Source organism: Cyclobacterium xiamenense, assembly GCF_009467825.1.
Taxonomy (GTDB): domain Bacteria; phylum Bacteroidota; class Bacteroidia; order Cytophagales; family Cyclobacteriaceae; genus Cyclobacterium; species Cyclobacterium xiamenense.
This window is the reverse complement of the sequence record NZ_WIOK01000022.1, coordinates 75871-93181: the sequence shown is the minus strand read 5'-3', so window position 1 is coordinate 93181 and position 17311 is coordinate 75871. Positions and strand designations below refer to the sequence as shown.

The window sequence follows — 17311 nt, the reverse complement described above, 5'->3', positions numbered from 1 at the left end:
CATGAGTTCATCAACCTCATCTTTCAATAATTTAATAGTGTACCTCTTCATAGTTTCTTTTAAAGGTACAAAATTAATACGTCATATCATAATTAACTTGACACTAGTTGCCAGCGGTAGGCTTGCTCGTTTTCAGGCCAACTCGGTAGATTTTACCAGTATAGCTCCCTCGTTTTTCATTTCCTGAAGCGCAATTTCCGTGTCGCCGGGCGAGAGATTTACACCCTTGGTTGCGTCTGCTACAAGATAGGTCTCAAAACCCAGTGAAAGGGAGTCCATCACCGTGAACTTTACGCAATAGTCCGCCGCGAGTCCCGAGATGAATACCTGTTTAATCCCATGCGTACGCAAATAGGCCCCCAATCCGGTATCTCCTTGACGGTTATTATCAAAAAAACCACTGTAGGAATCTACCTGTGGACGGGTGCCTTTTTGGAAAACCTTCCGCCAGGAATCGGTATGCAAGGCTGTGTGAAAGGCCGCTCCGTGGGATCCCTGTACACAATGAACCGGCCAAAGCACCTGACTAACGCCATTCAATTCGATAAATTCACCTATTGCTTTACCGGGATGGTTGGCGGCAAAACTGCTGTGATCTTCCGGATGCCAATCCTGCGTGGCCACGACAAAATCAAACTTTTGTTGCAAACGATTGACAATCGGGATAAGGGTATCGCCGCCGGAAACAGCCAGGGCCCCTCCCGGTAAAAAATCGTACTGCAGGTCCACGATAATCAATGCACTGGTTTTACGATCAATCTCCATTGTCCAGGGATTTTAATTTCAACACGAGGGAAGTACGGAATTCGTACAAACCAGCTTCCAGGCCAACCGGGTAAATGTGCGGATTGATCAGTCGTTTGTGTGTTTTATCGAAGGCCGCCAGCCGCCTTTGTGCACGCTCCCGAATTTGATGAATACTTGGCCGTTGGTATACTTTTACGCCTTTTGCAAAGATGGGTTTTAGCAGGATTTCGGTTTCTGCATGTTCAACCGAGATCTTTTTTCTCCGGGTAGGATCAATGGGATCGATAATGGTCACCGTGTTGCCATGCTTGCCGCCTTCCAGGTAAATCATGTCCGCCATGGCCTTCCCATTTGCCATAAAGCGCATCACGTTATGGTATCCGGGAATATTTATCTTTATGGATTGTTGGGACAATTTTATTTTCGGTACCCACTCCCCCTGTTGGTTTTTTAATGCAGAAAGCTTGTACACCGCTCCAAGCGCCGGTTGCTCGTATGCCGTAACCAATTTCGTTCCAACCCCCCATATATCAATGGAACCCTCCTGCATCTTGAGCGAGGTGATAATGTGCTCATCCAAATCATTGCTGGCTACAATTTTCACTTCTGGAAAACCCGCCTTATTCAACATCTCTCGCGCCAGGTTGCTGAAATACGCCAAATCGCCTGAATCGATACGAATTCCCTTTAGCTGCTTTCCGCTATCTCGTAGTTTTCGGGCAACAGTGATGGCGTTTTTTACACCCTGTACGATATCATAGGTATCGACCAATAAAATGGTATTGTCCGGGAATGTTTCGGCATAGGCCTCAAAAGCTGCTATTTCGCTACCGAAGGACATGATCCAGCTATGGGCATGTGTACCCGAAACCGGAATATCAAATAATTTGGCGGCCATCACGTTAGACGTAGAGGCACAGCCACCGATATACGAGGCCCTACTCGCAGCCAAGGCCCCGTCAATTCCCTGGGCCCGTCGCAAGCCAAATTCCATCACGGGATCCCCGTTTGCAGCCAGTACGATACGCGATGCTTTCGTAGCAATAAGCGTTTGGAAATTAATGATGTTCAATAAGGGGGTCTCCAATAGCTGACACTGAATCAATGGCCCCCTGACCCGAACCAGTGGCATGTTTGGAAAAACTACCTCTCCTTCTTCCACTGCGTCGATATCGCAACTGAAGGTCATCTCCCGTAAATAGTCAATAAATCCAGGCTCAAAAACCCGCCGACCGTTGCTATCGACCATATCTGCTAAAAACGCCAGGTCTTTGTCCGCAAAAGTCATGTTTCGGCAATAATCGATGATGTAATCGAGACCGGCTGCCACGGTAAACCCACTTTGAAAGGGGTTTTTTCTAAAAAACAGGTTAAAGATCGCTTCCTCCTCTGCCTTGCCAGCCTTCCAGTAAGCATAGGCCATTGTAAATTGGTAATAATCGGTCAGCAAAGTCAGCGAACTTTGGTAAAGATCTTTGGTGATTTTCATAAAAGGCACAAATAAAATTCAAATTTACAGGATTCAATGGCTTATGCCATGGTTTATCCTATTTATTTGTGGCTGGCGCCCGGGAATGAAGAAAGTTCAAAATGACCCCGGAAAGCACCAATAACATCCCTCCATACGTCCACACGTTGTAGGTCTCGTCAAACAATACGAAACCAAAACCAAGCGCATAGATGATTCCTACGTAATTCAGACTGGCAACTTTTGCCAGGTTTGCATTTTGGTAGGCCATGGTCATGTAGTACTGAGCAAACTGGGTAAGAACACCAATCAGCAACAGCAATACCCAGTCCCAACCCTGCGGTACAACCCAAAAGAAATAGCTAACCAATCCGGCTATGGGAATGGTAACCAATGGGAAATAAAAAACAATAACCACGGGATGCTCGGTGTTTTTCAATTTCCGAATCACGTTGTAAGCAAGTCCGGAAAATAGCGCGGAAACGATCCCAATACCTAAAAACAGCGGCTCGATTCTGGGGTCAAACCCTTCGATCATGAGTACCCCGGAAAACGCTACTGCAAAGTAAAAAAACTGGATCGGTCGCACCCGCTCCCTGACAATGAAGATTCCCAAAATACTGGTAAAAACCGGCCCGAGATACTGGATGGTCACCGCGCTGGCCAGTGGAATGTGTTGCAGCGTGTAAAAAAAGGTGATCAGGCCAATGGATCCGACCACACCTCTTAGGATCAACAGCTTTTTGTTTTTCCCCAACACGGGCACCTGCTGCTTTTTTAGTAGTAAATAACTAAACACGAAACTAAAAATTGAGCGAAAAAGGATAATTTCTATAGCAGGAATGTGTGGCAAGAACTTGACTGTCACGTTCATCAAGGCGAAAAAAAATCCAGCCAGCAGCATGTGCCGGGCACTTTCATTGCTCAAAACAAGTAGTTTAGATGGGTGCGCACTATTCCATTACATGCCAAAACTAGCGCATTTGGCCCTGACATGAAAACGAACCACCATTTTTAAACTTATTTCCCCATAATTTGTTCTCTAAGAAAAATTATGGGATTAAAGATTGGACAAAAAGCACCCGACTTTACCTTACCAAGCACATCTGGTAAGTTGTTTTCCTTATCAAAAGATCTATCTGGCAAGCCCTGTGTCATTTATTTTTACCCAAAGGATTTTACCGGTGGGTGTACTGCCCAGGCGTGTGAATTCCGGGATCAATTCGAAGATTTCCGGGACCTGGATCTCCCCGTCATCGGTATTAGCAGGGACGATATACCGACACATCAGCGGTTTAAAAAAACCCACAACTTGCCCTTCGAACTATTGTCCGATAGCTCGGGAAAAGTTTGCGCTTCCTACGATGCCCTTGTTCCGCTGATACGGATCCCCAAGCGAATCACCTATCTGCTGGATCAAAACCATCAAATAAAGGATGTATTCCAAGACATGCTGGATGCAAAAGCGCATATAAAACGCATGCTGGAAAACTATTAATCGGAAGAAAGGGGGAAATTTCTCCCTTTCTTCCTGTAGGATCACACCGTGGGTAGCTTCCACCCGTTGTTGTAGCTCGCTTTGATCATTTTGTTAGCTTTGTTACTGGTGAATTGCCCTTTTTCCGAATCCCAGTAGATCTTTTCGCCCAACTTGTAGGCAACGTTTCCCATGTGTGCGTTGATTGCCGCTACGGAACCTGTTTTGATCCCGCAGTTGAGCATGGAAGGGTCGTTTGCTTTGATCGCTTCTACAAAGTTCTTGCAATGGATACGCTGCGCATTTCCTTCCGGCTTCACCAGTTCCATGGCTTCTATTTTCTCTTTTCGCTGGCCATTTACGTTTTCTGTTTCCGCAATTACCTTCCAGCCGCCCCGATTAACAACCAGAGTCCCGTTATTACCGATAAAGGCAATGCCTTCGGTCGTTCCGTAATTGCCTCCATCTATTCCGGTAGCGTGCTCCCAAAGCATGTTGAATCCATCGTATTCGTACACCGTCTGCAGGGTATCCGGCGTCTCCGAAGCGTCATCGGGATACGCCAGCTTGCCTCCGGACGCCATGATGGATTTGGGTGCGCTTACGCCCATAGCAAACAGTGCAATGTCAATTTCGTGCACGCCCCAGTCCGTCATGAGGCCTCCCGCATAATCCCAAAACCAGCGGAAGTTAAAATGAAACCGATTGGGATTAAACGGCCTTTCCGGAGCAGGCCCCAGCCACATCTTGTAATCCACCCCAGCAGGTGGTTGAGCATTGGGTTGGACAGGGACCGGCTTCATCCAACCCTGATAGGCCCAGGTTTTCACCAGCCGTATGTTGCCTAGCTTCCCCGATTTTACCATGTCGATGGCCTGTGCATATTGGGACCCACTTCGCTGCCACTGCCCTACCTGCACCAACTTACCGTACCGATCGGTGGCTTTCACCATCAGGTTACATTCCTCGATGCTGTTGGCAAGTGGCTTTTCTGTATACGCATGTTTTCCTGCAGACAGGCTATCGATTAGATTCAGGCAGTGCCAGTGATCGGGGGTGCCTATGATTACCGCATCGATGTCCGGATCCTCCAGCATCTGCCGGTAGTCCTTGTATTGCTTGGGCCTTTTTCCCCGGAGCTTGTACATATCCTCTGTTCGTTGGTCCAGCACGCTTTGATCCACATCTGCCAGTCCGATACAATTCACCTCTGGAAGCAACAGGTGGCTGTTCATGTTTGACCAGCCCATGCCCTTGCATCCGATGAGTCCAAAATTGATCTGGTCATTGGCGCCGATCGTACGTCTCGATTCGCCCAGGGGAATCGCGGAAAGCGCAGAGGGAAGTGCAGCCATACCGGCAGAAGCCAGAAGTGAGCGTTGTATAAAGTTTCGTCGTGATTTCATGTGTTTATACGTGTTTTTTTGAATTGCTACATACCTAACGATCGACAGCGTATGAATCTTCGCATGCACGATAGGGTAGCTCCGGGTATCGGTAGCGTCCTGCCTCAAGCTGAGATTTGCTGTCGTGATGGGTAATTGTCGGGAATTCAATTAATCCAATTTTCTAACCCAGATATTTCTAAAGCTTACCGGATTGCTGTGATCCTGAATATGAAAGGGTAATTTTTCGGGGTGGGATACATAGTGTGGAATGCCAATGTACTGCGTAGGTCCCCTGAGTTCCACATTGTTCTGCACCAGGATACCGTTGTGAAACACGGTGATTCTCGCGGGAGCGATCAGCATTCCATTCTGGTCGAACCGGGGAGCGGTGAATACTGCATCGTAGGTATTCCATTCGCCGGGAGCCCGCATGGCGTTGACCAGAGGGGGGTGCTGCTTGTAAATACTGGCAGCCTGCCCGTTAGAGTACGTTTCATTGTTGTAGGAATCCAGTATTTGTAATTCGTATTTTCCCATGAAGAAAAATCCGGAGTTGCCTCTTCCCTGCCCATCTCCGACCACTTCCTCCGGAGCACGCCATTCAATATGGACTTGCACGTCACCAAACGCCTCCTTGGTCTTGATACCGCCAGTCTTCGGCGCAACGGTTAGAATACCGTCTTCGACCGTCCACTTGGGAAAACTTCCATCCCGTTCACTCACCCAGGCGTTGAGGTCGCTGCCACCAAATAATACCATGGCATCTGCCGGAGGCAGGTGATTTTCATTTCCGGGACTAACAACCTTGACCTGCGGTTCGTAAAACTCGGTTGCCTGCGGTGGCAATTTGGTTTCGTTTTGTTGAGCCAAGAGGCTGAGGGGAGCAAATGACCCCAAAAGTAACAGCAAGGGTGCGCATGTACATTTCATAGGTTTTCTTAAGTTTATGTTTTTCAAAGGATCAAATTAAGCTATTTGAAACAAATAAACCCCAATCCGAAGGGATTAATTTTGGACTTTTCAAAAAATTCCCTGCTCCCAAAATTCGGTATCTCGTCTACCTAATCCTGATGCGAATCCCTCCGATTACCGATAAGCGTTTTAAAACCGCTCGGATATCCGTACTTTTGCACCAGCCGATTACTCGTCTGGGGTACCCGTAGTGGGTACCGATACCCGCATTAACTTTCTTTTCATGAACAACCGACACCTGTTTCTCTCCCACCTGGCGCAAACAACCGATTTCCCGCTCATGATCGAAATAGACCGGGCGGAGGGGGTGTTTCTCTACGGCCCCGACGGATCCAGATACCTGGACCTGATTTCCGGGATCGGGGTAAGTAATGTTGGCCACAGGCACCCAAAAGTGCTGGAAGCCATTCAACGGCAGTTGGACAAATACCTCCACCTGATGGTGTACGGAGAATACGTGCAGCAACCTCAAACACAATTGGCCCAGGCCCTGGTCGGCACCTTACCCGAACCCCTAGACAACGTATACCTGGTCAATAGTGGCAGTGAAGCCGTAGAGGGCGCCTTGAAACTGGCCAAACGGTACACCAATCGCCGGGAAGTGATTTGCTGTGAGAATGCTTACCACGGTTCCTCTCACGGGGCCCTGTCTGTGGGAGGAAACGAACAGTTCAAGCGAGCCTATAGGCCGCTGGTACCCGGAATCCGTCAAATCCATTATGGAGCGGCCGAACACCTGGATCAAATTACTGAAGATACGGCGGCTATCATTATCGAGACCATACAGGGGGAGGCTGGGGTACGCGGAGCGGATCCTGACTACTTTCGGGAATTGCGAACGAAATGTACCGAGACGGGAACTTTGTTGATCCTCGATGAAATTCAGGCTGGATTTGGGCGAACCGGTACCTTTTGGGCGTTCGAACAAATGGGCATTCAACCGGACATTCTTGTCTGCGCCAAAGGAATGGGTGGCGGCATGCCAATCGGTGCCTTTATTTCCTCCCGGGAGATCATGGGTGCGTTGAAAAGCAACCCCCTATTGGGACACATCACCACTTTTGGCGGACATCCGGTCAGTGCAGCCGCCTCGCTTGCTACGATTCAGCTTATTCACGACGAACAGCTGACCGCCACCGTGGCCGAAAAAGCCGACCTGTTTAAACGGCTGTTGGTACACCCGAAGATTTTGGGAATACGCAATCAGGGATTGATGATGGCCTTGGTTTTCGAGTCTTTCGAGGTCCTAAAACCCATTATTGACCGGTGCATCGCCAATGGTGTGATCACCGATTGGTTTCTGTTTTGTGACAACGCCATGCGAATAGCCCCGCCGCTTACCATCAGTGAAGAGGAAATCGCCTTTGCCTGCGATAAACTACTGCAATCCATCGGGGAATAGGAAACCATTCGCCGCCTCTTGCAGTTGTTATAGCATAAACAAGCTACCGTTAGCATGGAAAAAAACGAACTCGATCACCTCAGCGAATCAGATTGGAAAAACAAATTGGATCCGGAAGCATACCGGGTTCTGCGTCAGAAAGGTACAGAACGAGCGTTTACGGGAGAGTATTACCTCAACAAAGCTACCGGCATTTACGAATGTCGGGGATGTGGCAACGAGATTTTTCACAGTCGCGACAAATACGATAGCGGATGCGGCTGGCCCAGTTTTACCCATCCCGTATCCGAAGACGCCATCACCGTCACCATGGACTATTCCCACGGAATGATCCGTGAGGAGATTTGCTGTGCCAACTGCGGTGGGCATTTGGGTCATCGTTTTCCGGATGGCCCTTCGGAAAAGGGAGGTATACGGTATTGCATCAACTCCGTATCCATGAATTTTAAGAAAAACCCCTAAGGCGCGCACTTCTTTACCAAAAAACAAACCCTTTTCCTTTATATTTTTTTAGTTTTGCATGGTAATTGATTTGCGCTATGCATCAATAGATAACACGAAATAACCCGGCCATGAGAATTAGTTATTTTTTACTTCCCTTTTTTTTGGGTTTTCAGCTTGACGTACTGGCACAGAACACGTCTCTGGACACCGCCTCAAATGAAGGTACCATTCAGGAGCAATTTGAGTACCTAAAGAAGATTTCCTCGAATTATCAGGAATACAAGGTAGTCAAACGTTCGGAACTCGATCAATTGGAAGCCAATATACGGGATTCCATTGCCCGCTATCAGGGCGTCATTCAGGAGTTGAATGCCACGCTGCAGGAAAACAAAAACCAGATCAATCAGCTCAATCAGGAAATGAGCCGCACCAATGAGCAATTGGAGCAGGCGATTGCCGAACGCGATAGCTTTAGGATTTTTGGCTTCCTTTTGCACAAGCAGTTTTATGTCAATTTGGTTTGGGGAATCATTGCGCTGCTATTGCTGATACTGCTGGTGTCCTTTATCCGATTCAAGCGGAGCCACCGGGTCACCGCCGAAACAAAGCAAAGCCTGGAGGACCTTCGGGAAGAGTTTGAGCAGCACCGGCGGAATACGCTGGAGCGAGAGCGCAAGCTAAACCGGCAATTGGTGGATGCGTTAAATAACAAAAATTCATGAAAACCATAGCTGTGGATATGGATGGCGTGCTGGCAGATGTCTACCGGCAGTTCATTGACATGCATTTTCGGGATACTGGAGAACAACTGGATACAAAAACGATTCGCGGACTGAAGGAACGGGAGGCTTTTCCTTTATTGGAAAAACACGTGCATGCACCCGGATTTTTTGAAAATGCTCCGCTAATTCCTGGAGCAAAAGAAGCACTCAAACAAATTCATGAGCAATACAAGGTGTTTATCGTCTCTGCTGCAACCGAGTTTCCACGTAGTTTGCAGGAAAAACAATCCTGGCTCAACCGACACTTTCCCTTTATCCCCTGGCAGCAAATGGTGTTTTGTGGGTCCAAAGAGATCATCCGTACGGATATCATGATCGATGATCATTTCAAAAATCTCGATGCATTCCAGGGAAAAACGTACTTATTCACCCAACCTCACAACGAAAACGCTTCTTCCGGCAGACACCTGCGGGTCAACTCCTGGGAGGAATTGGTCGGTCTATTGGCAACCAACAAACAAAAGAAACCCTTTTTGTAGTTTTCAATCAAAAAGCGTTGCTAAACCTAAACGACACAAACTTTCCGACCCGGGGAAAGTTATAGCAACGGTTTCTGAGGGAAGTCGACTTGATATGTCCTACAAGAAAGCGTATCTCCGCAAAAAAACCTTAAAACAAGCAACACCAATGAGTAAACAAGTCGTCGTATCATTTACCCTTTTGATGAGCTTGTTACTCGTTCTTTTTGGTAGCTGCTCCGTTTCTGAGAATTCCAAAAAAACCACCTATATGCAAAATCCAAGGTTGAAAACCATTCACCCCGATGTGGAATGGAAAGGTACACCAGTCAACGAAAAAGGGCAGTTTGCTAATTTGTACCTGGAATTTGAATCGAGTTTTGCCGACCTGTGGAAATGGCAAACCTCCAAAAACCCGCAGCGGGAGGAAAAAAAAGCAGATACCAGAACGCTTACCGTAAAACAAGGCGCAGAAATTCCGAAAAATGGAGACGATTTTCTGATATGGCTTGGTCACGCGAGTTATCTGATCCAATTGAATGGAAAAGTCCTACTCACCGACCCGGTTTTATTCGATAACTTTTTTCTAAAAAGGCAGAGCGATTTACCCTTTCCAGTGGAATCCCTTCCTTCCATAGATTACCTCCTCCTATCGCACAATCACCGGGACCATTGCGATAAAAAGACCATTCAGTTTCTATCCGACAAAAACCCGGACATGAAAATCCTTACCGGATTGAAGGTCGGGGAAGTGATTGACGACTGGACCCGGGGCCAGGAGATACAGGAAGCCGGCTGGTACCAGGAATTTCAAACGGAAGGTATAACGATTACATACGTTCCTGCCCGGCATTGGTCTCGACGGTGGCTTTGGGACTTGAATGAAAATCTATGGGGTGGCTTTTACTTGTCGACTTCTGAACAAACGGTGTATTTTATGGGGGATAGCGGATTTGGACCGCATTTTAAGGATATTTCTACGATTATGGGAAAACCAGATTACTGCCTAATGGGTGTGGGCGCCTACAAGCCGGAATGGTTCATGGCACAGGCCCACATCAGTCCTACCGATGCGATCACCGCCTTTAATATCCTCGGGGGCACGTATTTTATTCCCATGCATTACGGGACCTTCGACCTATCGGATGAGCCCAAGATGGAGCCATGGGACGTTTTGAAAGCCAATGAGGGGCAATTGGCTGGTACACTCATCGCTCCAGTAGTAGGTGCAAACCTGTTTCAACGATAAAAAATAACGAAAAAGCGTTCTCCCTATGAACGGCTAACGTTTGTGCGCAAAGAAGCGGAGTAGTACTCCACCACTAAGCGAATCACAAAATAATTTACGTAAAGAACGGTCCTTTATTTGGCCAGCTTCACGTCGATGGCACTCAGCCCTTTGGGCGTTCGTTCCGTTTCAAAGGTAACCTGATCGTTTTCGCGCACATCGTCTACCAGACCTTTGACATGGACAAACACGCTATCCTGAGATTCCAGGTCTTTTATAAATCCGTATCCTTTGGATTCATTGAAAAATGTGACCTTTCCCTTCCTCCGAAGATCTTCCGGATCCACAGGGGCTTGTTTTGACACACTTACTTCAATGTCCTCCAATTCAATTTTTTTCTTCTTTACGGTAGGGTCCGGAGGGGTAGAAGTGATGTTGCCGTCTTCATCTACATAGGCAATCATGTCGTCCAGATCGCCTCCTTTATTGGAATTGGATTTTCTGGCCTCCTTTTTTTCTTCTTTCTCTTTCTTCTTCCTTAATCTTTTTTTCTCTTTTTCTTTTTTGTTAAAAGTTTCTTTCGATTTTGCCATAAATTACTTTTTGTTGAACGTTACGTGCACCTAAACTACAACAAATACTATCCGAAGAATGTTGCCCGAAGGCAGGAAGTTTCACCAATCGAAAGGGAACAGGAACTGAGATAAAAAAAATCAATTGCGATCCGAAACCTAATCCTGGGATAGTATGCCGTAGCCTGTTAGGTGACTACAAATTTGGCCAAAATAATGGATTATTCCTATTTCCTTTCCGTATTATATTTTTCATTGTGCCACTAATTCAATTTTACCGTATCTTTCAATAAGTTTTTGGATGTTTTCTCCCTCAATTGGCGTACTTTCAGGGATTGTACATTCGGGACTTACAACGTTGATTACCGCAACCTACTTCTGTCAAAAACACGCATCCCAATGAAGAAAAACATTCTTTTTTTTATCCTCATTCTCACCATGCCTGGCTTCGAAGCCTTGGCGCAATCCCAACAGGGTCAATTCATCCGCATCATGGTAAGTCCTTCCGCCCCCGACAAGACGTATCGTACCGGGGAAGGAATTGATTTTGATGTGGCGGTCTACAAATTTGGCCAGCTGGTTCGAGACGCCGAAATACACTACGAAATAGGACCCGAACTGATGCCTTCTGAAATCAAAGGCCAGTTGGTACTCAAAAACGGAAGTGGGAAAATCAACGGAGGAACGCTTTCGGAACCCGGCTTTGTCCGCTGCCGAATTCGCTATACGGAAAATGGCAAGACCTATGAAAATACCGGCACAGCGGGGATCGATCCGGAGTCGATTGTACCAACCACTCAGTTGCCGGACGATTTTTCGGAGTTTTGGAAAAAAAACAAAGCGGCGCTGGACCAGGTACCACTCGAACCAGTGCTAACCCACCTACCGGAACGATCCACACACCTGACCGATGTCTACCATGTTCACTTTCGAAACATCAGCGGTCGTATCTACGGCATTTTAAGCAAACCAAAAAAACCCGGAAAATTTCCCGCCGTGCTACATGTCCCGGGTGCAGGCATCCGCCCGTATTATGGGGCCATGATCGACGAAAATGTAATTTCCCTGCAAATTGGGATTCATGGGATTCCGGTAAACCTGTACGATTCGCCCATCTACCAAAATCTTGCCGCCGGTGCCCTGAGGGACTACAACCGAATTTTTCTGGAGGACAAAGATCGCTATTATTACAAAAGGGTATACCTGGGCTGTGTCCGGGCAGTAGACTTTCTGTTCTCATTAGAGGCGTTTGACGGAGATTCCATAGGTGTGATCGGCGGAAGCCAGGGAGGTGCCCTGGCCATCGTAACCGCCGGACTTGACAATCGGGTCGATTACCTTGTCAGTTACTACCCAGCTCTCTCTGATCTGACCGGTTACCTGCATGGCCGGGCAGGCGGTTGGCCCCATCTATTTAAAGATGAATGGACCAACCAGCCCGAAAAAGTGGAAACATCCCGGTATTACGATGTGGCCAACTTTGCCCGATTTGTCAACGTGCCCGGATTTTATTCCTGGGGATTCAATGACAATGTCTGCCCTCCCACCTCCATGTTTGCCGCTTACAATGTAATCCCCGGCGAAAAACAATTTTCGGGGTACCTGGATGCAGCGCATTGGCGGTACGCGGAGCAAAGCGAGGAAGGACAGCGCTGGCTTATGGAGAAACTGAAAGTAGAATAAAGAAACCTCCTGACCATCACTTTGCTGGCCAACGTGTCTCTATTCCTTGAGACCGGATAAAGTCTTGAAATGCGTGTAACAGCGAGCGGTCTTCGCGTACCGTACGTGGGGGTACCCCTTTTTCCAGCGCGAAGGGGACCAACATACCCACTGCTTCGCCAATACTCCATTCTACCGGATGCAAACGGAAGCAACCATTGGTGATATGCGTGGTGCCAATATTCTTATTTGCGGGAATCAGGTTTTCCATTTTTCGGGGCAGTAAGGATCCGAGTGGAATTTGGAAGGGCAGGGACCCGAAATCAATGTAATTATCCCCACCTGAGCTCGGATGCAAATCAATATGGTAATACCCAATACCCACACTATCGTAAAATTCCGCAGCGGCAAGCTCCTCTCCTTTCAGTCCGGAAACCTGAGCGCGCTGTTCTGCACCTACATGCTCTTCCAAAACCGTAAATAGTGCCTTGATCCGCCTGGATTCTCTGACGTACGGATATTTTGCCAATCCATCGGCAGTGCCCATCAGGTCGTTTCGCAGACGCAATCCTGGCCAGCCTTTACCCCCATCTGGCCGGGGTGCCTCGGTTTGCAGCCAATAAAGCAAGGAGAGGCTTTGTTGCTTTCCCGCATTGACATGCCGGTGAAAATCAGCTTCGCTTACATCCACAATGTTTCCGGAAACGTAATCGTTCTGCGGCCAATTGACAATGGTGGCGTCTCCCTGGTAAAAGCCGGGTTTAAAATTTGCCTGGTGTAAGATCCTTCGGTAGAGCATCAGATTCAGGCTATCTCCGGTTGGATGTCCTTCCGGGTGAAATCCCAATTCCTTGGGCTGCAGGTTGCGTGGATTGCTGTAGTTCAGTTCCAACATTTTTCCTGCCCAGGGAGGACGCATCTCCGGGGTGAAATCCCGCCAAAAGGCATAATCCTCGGGCTTGGGAATGGTCCAGTCTTCGCCTTTTACGTAGTCCATGGCAAAGCATACGGTAAAGGCCTGGTTGTTGTCCGGCCGGTGCCTGTCCCCGGCATGCAATTCCCCGGTATCCGATTTGGATTCGCTACCCGTGATGTATTCTGTACCCGTCAACGGCAGTAGCTCGCCAAGTTCGGTAGCGTCTACAAAATAGCTCCCTTTGGCCAGCGCTCGATTTCCAGTTCGAGTGTCTTCCAACACCAAGTCCTGCACGCGATTCTCCCTAACAGTGGCCGATGCAACCTTTGTTTCTTTTAAAATGAGGATCTTTCGGGCACTTTCGTAGGGAGCAAACATTTCTTCCAACACCCGATGGGCGACTTTGGGCTCGTGACATAGCCGGGACACGGATCCGTTCCCCGGATTAAGCCGTTCGTTGGCAGCTGCTTCTGCAGTCAGCGGATAATGTCGTTTGTAATAGGCGCGGATATTGTCCCGAAAAAGCCGGTATAGCTCGGGGGCTCCATGGGTTTCGATCCATTGGTGTTCGTCCGGGGGCACCCCCTGCTGGGAAAGCTGCCCTCCCAACCAATCGGTTTCTTCTGTCATCACCACCGATAGTCCGTTTCGTAAAGCGGCAAGCGCTGCCGCACAACCCCCTAGGCCTGCACCGGCGATTACCAGGTCTGCTTCGTAGGTAGATCCATTTTCCTGTATCGTTACTTCCCTGGTTCTGCTTGCTGCAGAAACAGGTAGCGCAAGTACCGATGCAACCGAACCGGTACCCAGGGCTACTTTGCCGATAAAATCTCTTCTCTTCATGGGATGTCTGTGTATGTTCAAGGATAAATTAAATGTCAGGGTAGTTGCTCCAGGGTTTGCCAAACCTGATACAAGCCGCGGGGTACATGAAAACAGCCTTTCCATTTCCCTCCCTTGAGGGACAATTGGACTCGCCCGTACCTGTCAAGATAGCCAAACCACTCCGGATAGTCCGGATCACGAAAATGCGTCCAGGTGTACTCGTGCACTTTTTCAAACCAGTGCAAACAGGCCTTATCTCCGGATAATTGGTACGCTTTGGCTAAAAACACCAGTGTTTCCAAATGCACCCACCACAATTTCTGGTTCCACTCCAATTTTTCCGGAGGATGGCCTTTGCAGTCCAGAAAATAATAAATCCCGCCGTAGGTGGTATCCCAGCCATATTCCAGGGTTTTCAATCCGGTCGCGATGGCTCGATCCCGTAGGGCCTCGTCATCGAAACGACAGGATAGATCCAACATAAACCACATGGCTTCGATCGCATGCCCGGGACTGGTCAAACGTCCCTCAAAGCAATCCGAAAAACTTCCGTCTTCCTGAACATTTTCCAAAACCAGACCCGATTCGGCATCGAGAAAAACCTCCATGACCTCGTGAATCACTCCTGGCACCAGGTCCTTTACCAATCCCGGGTCCAGCAGGTGCTCCATTTCAAGCGTCAGGTTGCTTAGAATCATGGGTAGGGCAAAACTCTTCAAGTTTCGGGTACCAGGCACGGCCTTGGAATAGGTTCCCTTTGGATTGTTCCTTCGGCTGAGAATCCGGTGAAACGTATCGGTGGACAGTTGCCTATAGGCTGTTTGCGGATCCACTTTGTAAAGTGCCGAAAAGGCCATTGCAGCAAAACAGTCCGAAAAAATATTGTAAGGTTGGACCAACGGTGCGCCTGTCTGGGTCAATGAAAAATAAAAATCGCCGCTGGCATCCCTTCCGTGTTTCTCAAGAAAGGATGCCCCGTCTTTGGCCATGCGCAACCATGCCGGATTGGGTTCTACGTTGGCGTAAAGCATGGAAAACATCCAGACCTGCCGTGCTTGTAGCCACACAAACTTATCGGTATCGTATACCTGTCCCTTTTGATCCAAACAAGTAAAATACCCACCGTGGACGGAATCCGGACTGCGTTCCATCCAAAATGGAATCACGCTGCCAAGTAATTCATTCCTGTACGCTTCCAAATAGTGTTTCATGTGTTTGTAATTTGTTCTCTAAGGCCACATGCCCGCCCGGATGACGCCAGTCGGACGGGGAATCTTCGCTTGAATTATAATCATCCCTCCGTGGGTCGCTTGCGTCATGCTTGATTTCATCTGTTTATAATTTTCTTTTAGCGGTCATAACTTGTCCCGCACCGCAAGTCGGGATAGCCTGTCCCGATCACATCGGGAGGATCTCGCATGATTTATAATCATTCCGGTGTGTGACGTTGTCGTCCGGCTCGATTTCATGAAGCATTTGTTTTTTCGTTTTTCTCACCCAGCCAATACGATTCGATGTCCTCCAAACTCATGCCTGCAGTTTCGGGAATCTTTCGCCAAATGATGTAAAGGTACGGAAAACACATGAGGGCAAAGAAGAGAAAGGTTCCGGAAGGCCCCAGGTTTTCCAAAAACCAAGGCGTAAGTTGCCCTACCAGGTAAGTCCCCACCCAAAGGGAAAAACCGGCTATCGACATGGCCAACCCGCGAATTTTGTTGGGGTACATCTCGGAGAGCAAGACAAATATTACGGCGGAAATACTGATCGCCGTGCTGAAAATATAGACCAGAAACAGCACCAACAAGAACATGGAGGACCAACCCCATGAGGCGCCAAACTGAAAGTAAAAACTGATTAAAAAAAGGCTGATAATCATGCCACTAACGCCAAAATAGACTAGTTTCTTTCTTCCGACGCGATCGATAATTACCAGGGCCAAAATCGTGGTCAAAACATTCACCAATCCAACCATCACCTGGTAAAACAACGCATCCCCATCCGAAAGACCTGCTTGTTCGAAAATCCCGGGGCCGTAATACAATACCGCGTTTACCCCCATAAACTGGCCCAAAACAGCAATGCCCATTCCATACAGGACCGGTCGAAGGATCTTCGGATTTTTTAGTAAGCCAAGGTTGGTTTCAGTGGTTTTGGCCGCTTGTTGCTGAACTTCTGAAATTTTCTGTTTTGCGATCCGATCCTCCGGATACAAGTTGCCAAAAACGCGTTCCGCCTGAGACAAGCGGTCCCGTATGACCAACCACCTGGGACTTTCCGGAATCAAAAACAAGACCGCTAAAAAAAACAAGGAAGGAACCAACTCCATCCCCAGCATGCCTCGCCACACTTCTGCGTGAAAATACAAATGCCAGGACTCCGACGCTCGAAAGACGCCCGACGCAGCCCAGTCTAAGAGCTGATAATTTACCAAATAAGCAGCCAGAAAACCGACGGTGATTGCCAGCTGATACAGGGAAACCAGACTCCCGCGTATGCCAGCAGGCGCTACCTCAGAGATGTACATGGGTGAAACAATCGACACCATGCCGATGCCTGCCCCACCAATAATCCGGTAATTCACCAGGGAAAAAAAGCTTTCCGTCACCGCACATCCCAATGCCGATACCGCAAAGAGCAGGGCCGAAAGAACCATTACATTTTTTCTACCCACTAGATCGGCCAAACGGCCCGCTACGGACACTCCCAAAATGGATCCTAGCAGGGCGCATCCCACGTACCAGCCCTGGGCCAGGGCATCCAAGTCAAACTTAGCGCTAACCTGCCCAATGGTCCCGGAAATTACCGCCGTGTCGTACCCAAATAAAAACCCGCCGACTGCAGCGATTAGCGACAGGGATACAATGTAGGGTAAAGATGCATCCACTTTCATACAGTAGTCAATAAAGGGTTCTGAAATCGGTTGTTATTTGGCATGGGTTTCATCGTTTTCTTATATCCAGCTATCTGGTA

General features: G+C 48.2%; 16 protein-coding genes. 7 read left to right on the top strand and 9 right to left on the bottom strand.

All coding sequences use genetic code 11. The features are described 5' to 3' along the window. Positions 1 to 132: 132 nt before the first annotated feature. Genes pncA through GCU44_RS16295 form a run of 3 tightly spaced genes read right to left on the bottom strand, consistent with a single transcriptional unit; the run spans position 133 to position 3119 of the window. Positions 133 to 765, bottom strand: coding sequence for a bifunctional nicotinamidase/pyrazinamidase (gene pncA, locus GCU44_RS16305; RefSeq protein WP_154857730.1), 633 nt, complete (start codon positions 763 to 765; stop codon positions 133 to 135). Continuing rightward, positions 755 to 2236, bottom strand: coding sequence for a nicotinate phosphoribosyltransferase (locus tag GCU44_RS16300; RefSeq protein ID WP_154857727.1), 1482 nt, complete (start codon positions 2234 to 2236; stop codon positions 755 to 757). Before GCU44_RS16300 ends, pncA begins: the two co-directional genes overlap by 11 nt. 58 nt (positions 2237 to 2294) lie before the next feature. Further along, on the bottom strand, positions 2295 to 3119 hold the full coding sequence (locus tag GCU44_RS16295; RefSeq protein WP_154857749.1) for a DMT family transporter: 825 nt from the start codon (positions 3117 to 3119) through the stop codon (positions 2295 to 2297). Positions 3120 to 3269: 150 nt separating this feature from the next. On the opposite strand from GCU44_RS16295, the gene GCU44_RS16290 reads away from it, so the two are divergent. Next, a complete protein-coding gene (locus GCU44_RS16290) occupies positions 3270 to 3713 on the top strand; it encodes a peroxiredoxin (protein WP_092178735.1) in 444 nt (147 codons plus the stop codon). 41 nt (positions 3714 to 3754) lie between these two features. On the opposite strand, the gene GCU44_RS16285 is transcribed toward GCU44_RS16290, so the two are convergent. Both GCU44_RS16285 and GCU44_RS16280 read right to left on the bottom strand, forming a co-directional pair. After that, positions 3755 to 5098, bottom strand: coding sequence for a Gfo/Idh/MocA family protein (locus GCU44_RS16285; RefSeq protein WP_154857725.1), 1344 nt, complete (start codon positions 5096 to 5098; stop codon positions 3755 to 3757). Positions 5099 to 5248: 150 nt separating this feature from the next. Next, on the bottom strand, positions 5249 to 6010 hold the full coding sequence (locus tag GCU44_RS16280; protein WP_154857723.1) for a 3-keto-disaccharide hydrolase: 762 nt from the start codon (positions 6008 to 6010) through the stop codon (positions 5249 to 5251). A gap of 265 nt (positions 6011 to 6275) precedes the next feature. On the opposite strand from GCU44_RS16280, the gene GCU44_RS16275 reads away from it, so the two are divergent. From GCU44_RS16275 to GCU44_RS16255, 5 genes are all read left to right on the top strand, one after another. Further along, positions 6276 to 7454, top strand: coding sequence for an aspartate aminotransferase family protein (locus tag GCU44_RS16275; RefSeq protein ID WP_154857722.1), 1179 nt, complete (start codon positions 6276 to 6278; stop codon positions 7452 to 7454). Between the two features lie 54 nt (positions 7455 to 7508). Next, complete coding sequence (gene msrB, locus GCU44_RS16270; RefSeq protein ID WP_092178732.1) at positions 7509 to 7916, top strand: peptide-methionine (R)-S-oxide reductase MsrB; 408 nt, start codon at positions 7509 to 7511, stop codon at positions 7914 to 7916. Positions 7917 to 8026: 110 nt separating this feature from the next. Next, positions 8027 to 8620 carry a CCDC158 family protein gene (locus GCU44_RS16265; RefSeq protein ID WP_092178731.1) on the top strand — a complete coding sequence of 198 codons (594 nt, stop codon included), beginning with the start codon at positions 8027 to 8029 and terminating at the stop codon, positions 8618 to 8620. Further along, positions 8617 to 9159 (top strand): 5' nucleotidase, NT5C type, encoded by a 543-nt coding sequence (locus GCU44_RS16260; protein ID WP_154857720.1) that lies wholly within the window; start codon positions 8617 to 8619, stop codon positions 9157 to 9159. The genes GCU44_RS16265 and GCU44_RS16260 overlap by 4 nt, the downstream gene beginning before the upstream one ends. Before the next feature lie 148 nt (positions 9160 to 9307). Further along, complete coding sequence (locus GCU44_RS16255; RefSeq protein WP_241684987.1) at positions 9308 to 10387, top strand: MBL fold metallo-hydrolase; 1080 nt, start codon at positions 9308 to 9310, stop codon at positions 10385 to 10387. A 113-nt stretch (positions 10388 to 10500) separates the two neighbouring features. Here the strand turns inward: GCU44_RS16255 and GCU44_RS16250 are convergent, their stop codons facing one another. Continuing rightward, a complete protein-coding gene (locus GCU44_RS16250) occupies positions 10501 to 10959 on the bottom strand; it encodes a cold-shock protein (protein WP_092178728.1) in 459 nt (152 codons plus the stop codon). A gap of 378 nt (positions 10960 to 11337) precedes the next feature. Between GCU44_RS16250 and GCU44_RS16245 the strand changes: the two genes are divergently transcribed. Continuing rightward, entirely contained in the window at positions 11338 to 12621 is a 1284-nt protein-coding gene (locus GCU44_RS16245; RefSeq protein WP_154857719.1) for an acetylxylan esterase, read from the top strand. 16 nt (positions 12622 to 12637) lie between these two features. Here the strand turns inward: GCU44_RS16245 and GCU44_RS16240 are convergent, their stop codons facing one another. From GCU44_RS16240 to GCU44_RS16230, 3 genes are all read right to left on the bottom strand, one after another. Continuing rightward, positions 12638 to 14359, bottom strand: a complete 1722-nt coding sequence (locus GCU44_RS16240) for an FAD-dependent oxidoreductase (protein ID WP_154857717.1) — start codon at positions 14357 to 14359, stop codon at positions 12638 to 12640. 35 nt (positions 14360 to 14394) lie between these two features. Beyond that, positions 14395 to 15552 carry an AGE family epimerase/isomerase gene (locus GCU44_RS16235; RefSeq protein WP_154857715.1) on the bottom strand — a complete coding sequence of 386 codons (1158 nt, stop codon included), beginning with the start codon at positions 15550 to 15552 and terminating at the stop codon, positions 14395 to 14397. A 254-nt stretch (positions 15553 to 15806) separates the two neighbouring features. After that, complete coding sequence (locus tag GCU44_RS16230) at positions 15807 to 17231, bottom strand: sugar porter family MFS transporter (protein ID WP_154857713.1); 1425 nt, start codon at positions 17229 to 17231, stop codon at positions 15807 to 15809. Positions 17232 to 17311: the final 80 nt, after the last annotated feature.

What these genes read in the sequence shown, in the direction of transcription:
- GCU44_RS16245 (WP_154857719.1), top strand. Translation starts at nt 11,338, where the DNA reads ATGAAGAAAAACATTCTTTTTTTTATCCTCATTCTCACCATGCCTGGC.
- GCU44_RS16265 (WP_092178731.1), top strand. Translation starts at nt 8,027, where the DNA reads ATGAGAATTAGTTATTTTTTACTTCCCTTTTTTTTGGGTTTTCAGCTT.
- msrB (WP_092178732.1), top strand. Translation starts at nt 7,509, where the DNA reads ATGGAAAAAAACGAACTCGATCACCTCAGCGAATCAGATTGGAAAAAC.
- GCU44_RS16295 (WP_154857749.1), bottom strand. Translation starts at nt 3,119, where the DNA reads ATGCTGCTGGCTGGATTTTTTTTCGCCTTGATGAACGTGACAGTCAAG.
- pncA (WP_154857730.1), bottom strand. Translation starts at nt 765, where the DNA reads ATGGAGATTGATCGTAAAACCAGTGCATTGATTATCGTGGACCTGCAG.
- GCU44_RS16280 (WP_154857723.1), bottom strand. Translation starts at nt 6,010, where the DNA reads ATGAAATGTACATGCGCACCCTTGCTGTTACTTTTGGGGTCATTTGCT.
- GCU44_RS16300 (WP_154857727.1), bottom strand. Translation starts at nt 2,236, where the DNA reads ATGAAAATCACCAAAGATCTTTACCAAAGTTCGCTGACTTTGCTGACC.
- GCU44_RS16235 (WP_154857715.1), bottom strand. Translation starts at nt 15,552, where the DNA reads ATGAAACACTATTTGGAAGCGTACAGGAATGAATTACTTGGCAGCGTG.
- GCU44_RS16230 (WP_154857713.1), bottom strand. Translation starts at nt 17,231, where the DNA reads ATGAAAGTGGATGCATCTTTACCCTACATTGTATCCCTGTCGCTAATC.
- GCU44_RS16240 (WP_154857717.1), bottom strand. Translation starts at nt 14,359, where the DNA reads ATGAAGAGAAGAGATTTTATCGGCAAAGTAGCCCTGGGTACCGGTTCG.
- GCU44_RS16285 (WP_154857725.1), bottom strand. Translation starts at nt 5,098, where the DNA reads ATGAAATCACGACGAAACTTTATACAACGCTCACTTCTGGCTTCTGCC.
- GCU44_RS16255 (WP_241684987.1), top strand. Translation starts at nt 9,308, where the DNA reads ATGAGTAAACAAGTCGTCGTATCATTTACCCTTTTGATGAGCTTGTTA.
- GCU44_RS16290 (WP_092178735.1), top strand. Translation starts at nt 3,270, where the DNA reads ATGGGATTAAAGATTGGACAAAAAGCACCCGACTTTACCTTACCAAGC.
- GCU44_RS16250 (WP_092178728.1), bottom strand. Translation starts at nt 10,959, where the DNA reads ATGGCAAAATCGAAAGAAACTTTTAACAAAAAAGAAAAAGAGAAAAAA.
- GCU44_RS16260 (WP_154857720.1), top strand. Translation starts at nt 8,617, where the DNA reads ATGAAAACCATAGCTGTGGATATGGATGGCGTGCTGGCAGATGTCTAC.
- GCU44_RS16275 (WP_154857722.1), top strand. Translation starts at nt 6,276, where the DNA reads ATGAACAACCGACACCTGTTTCTCTCCCACCTGGCGCAAACAACCGAT.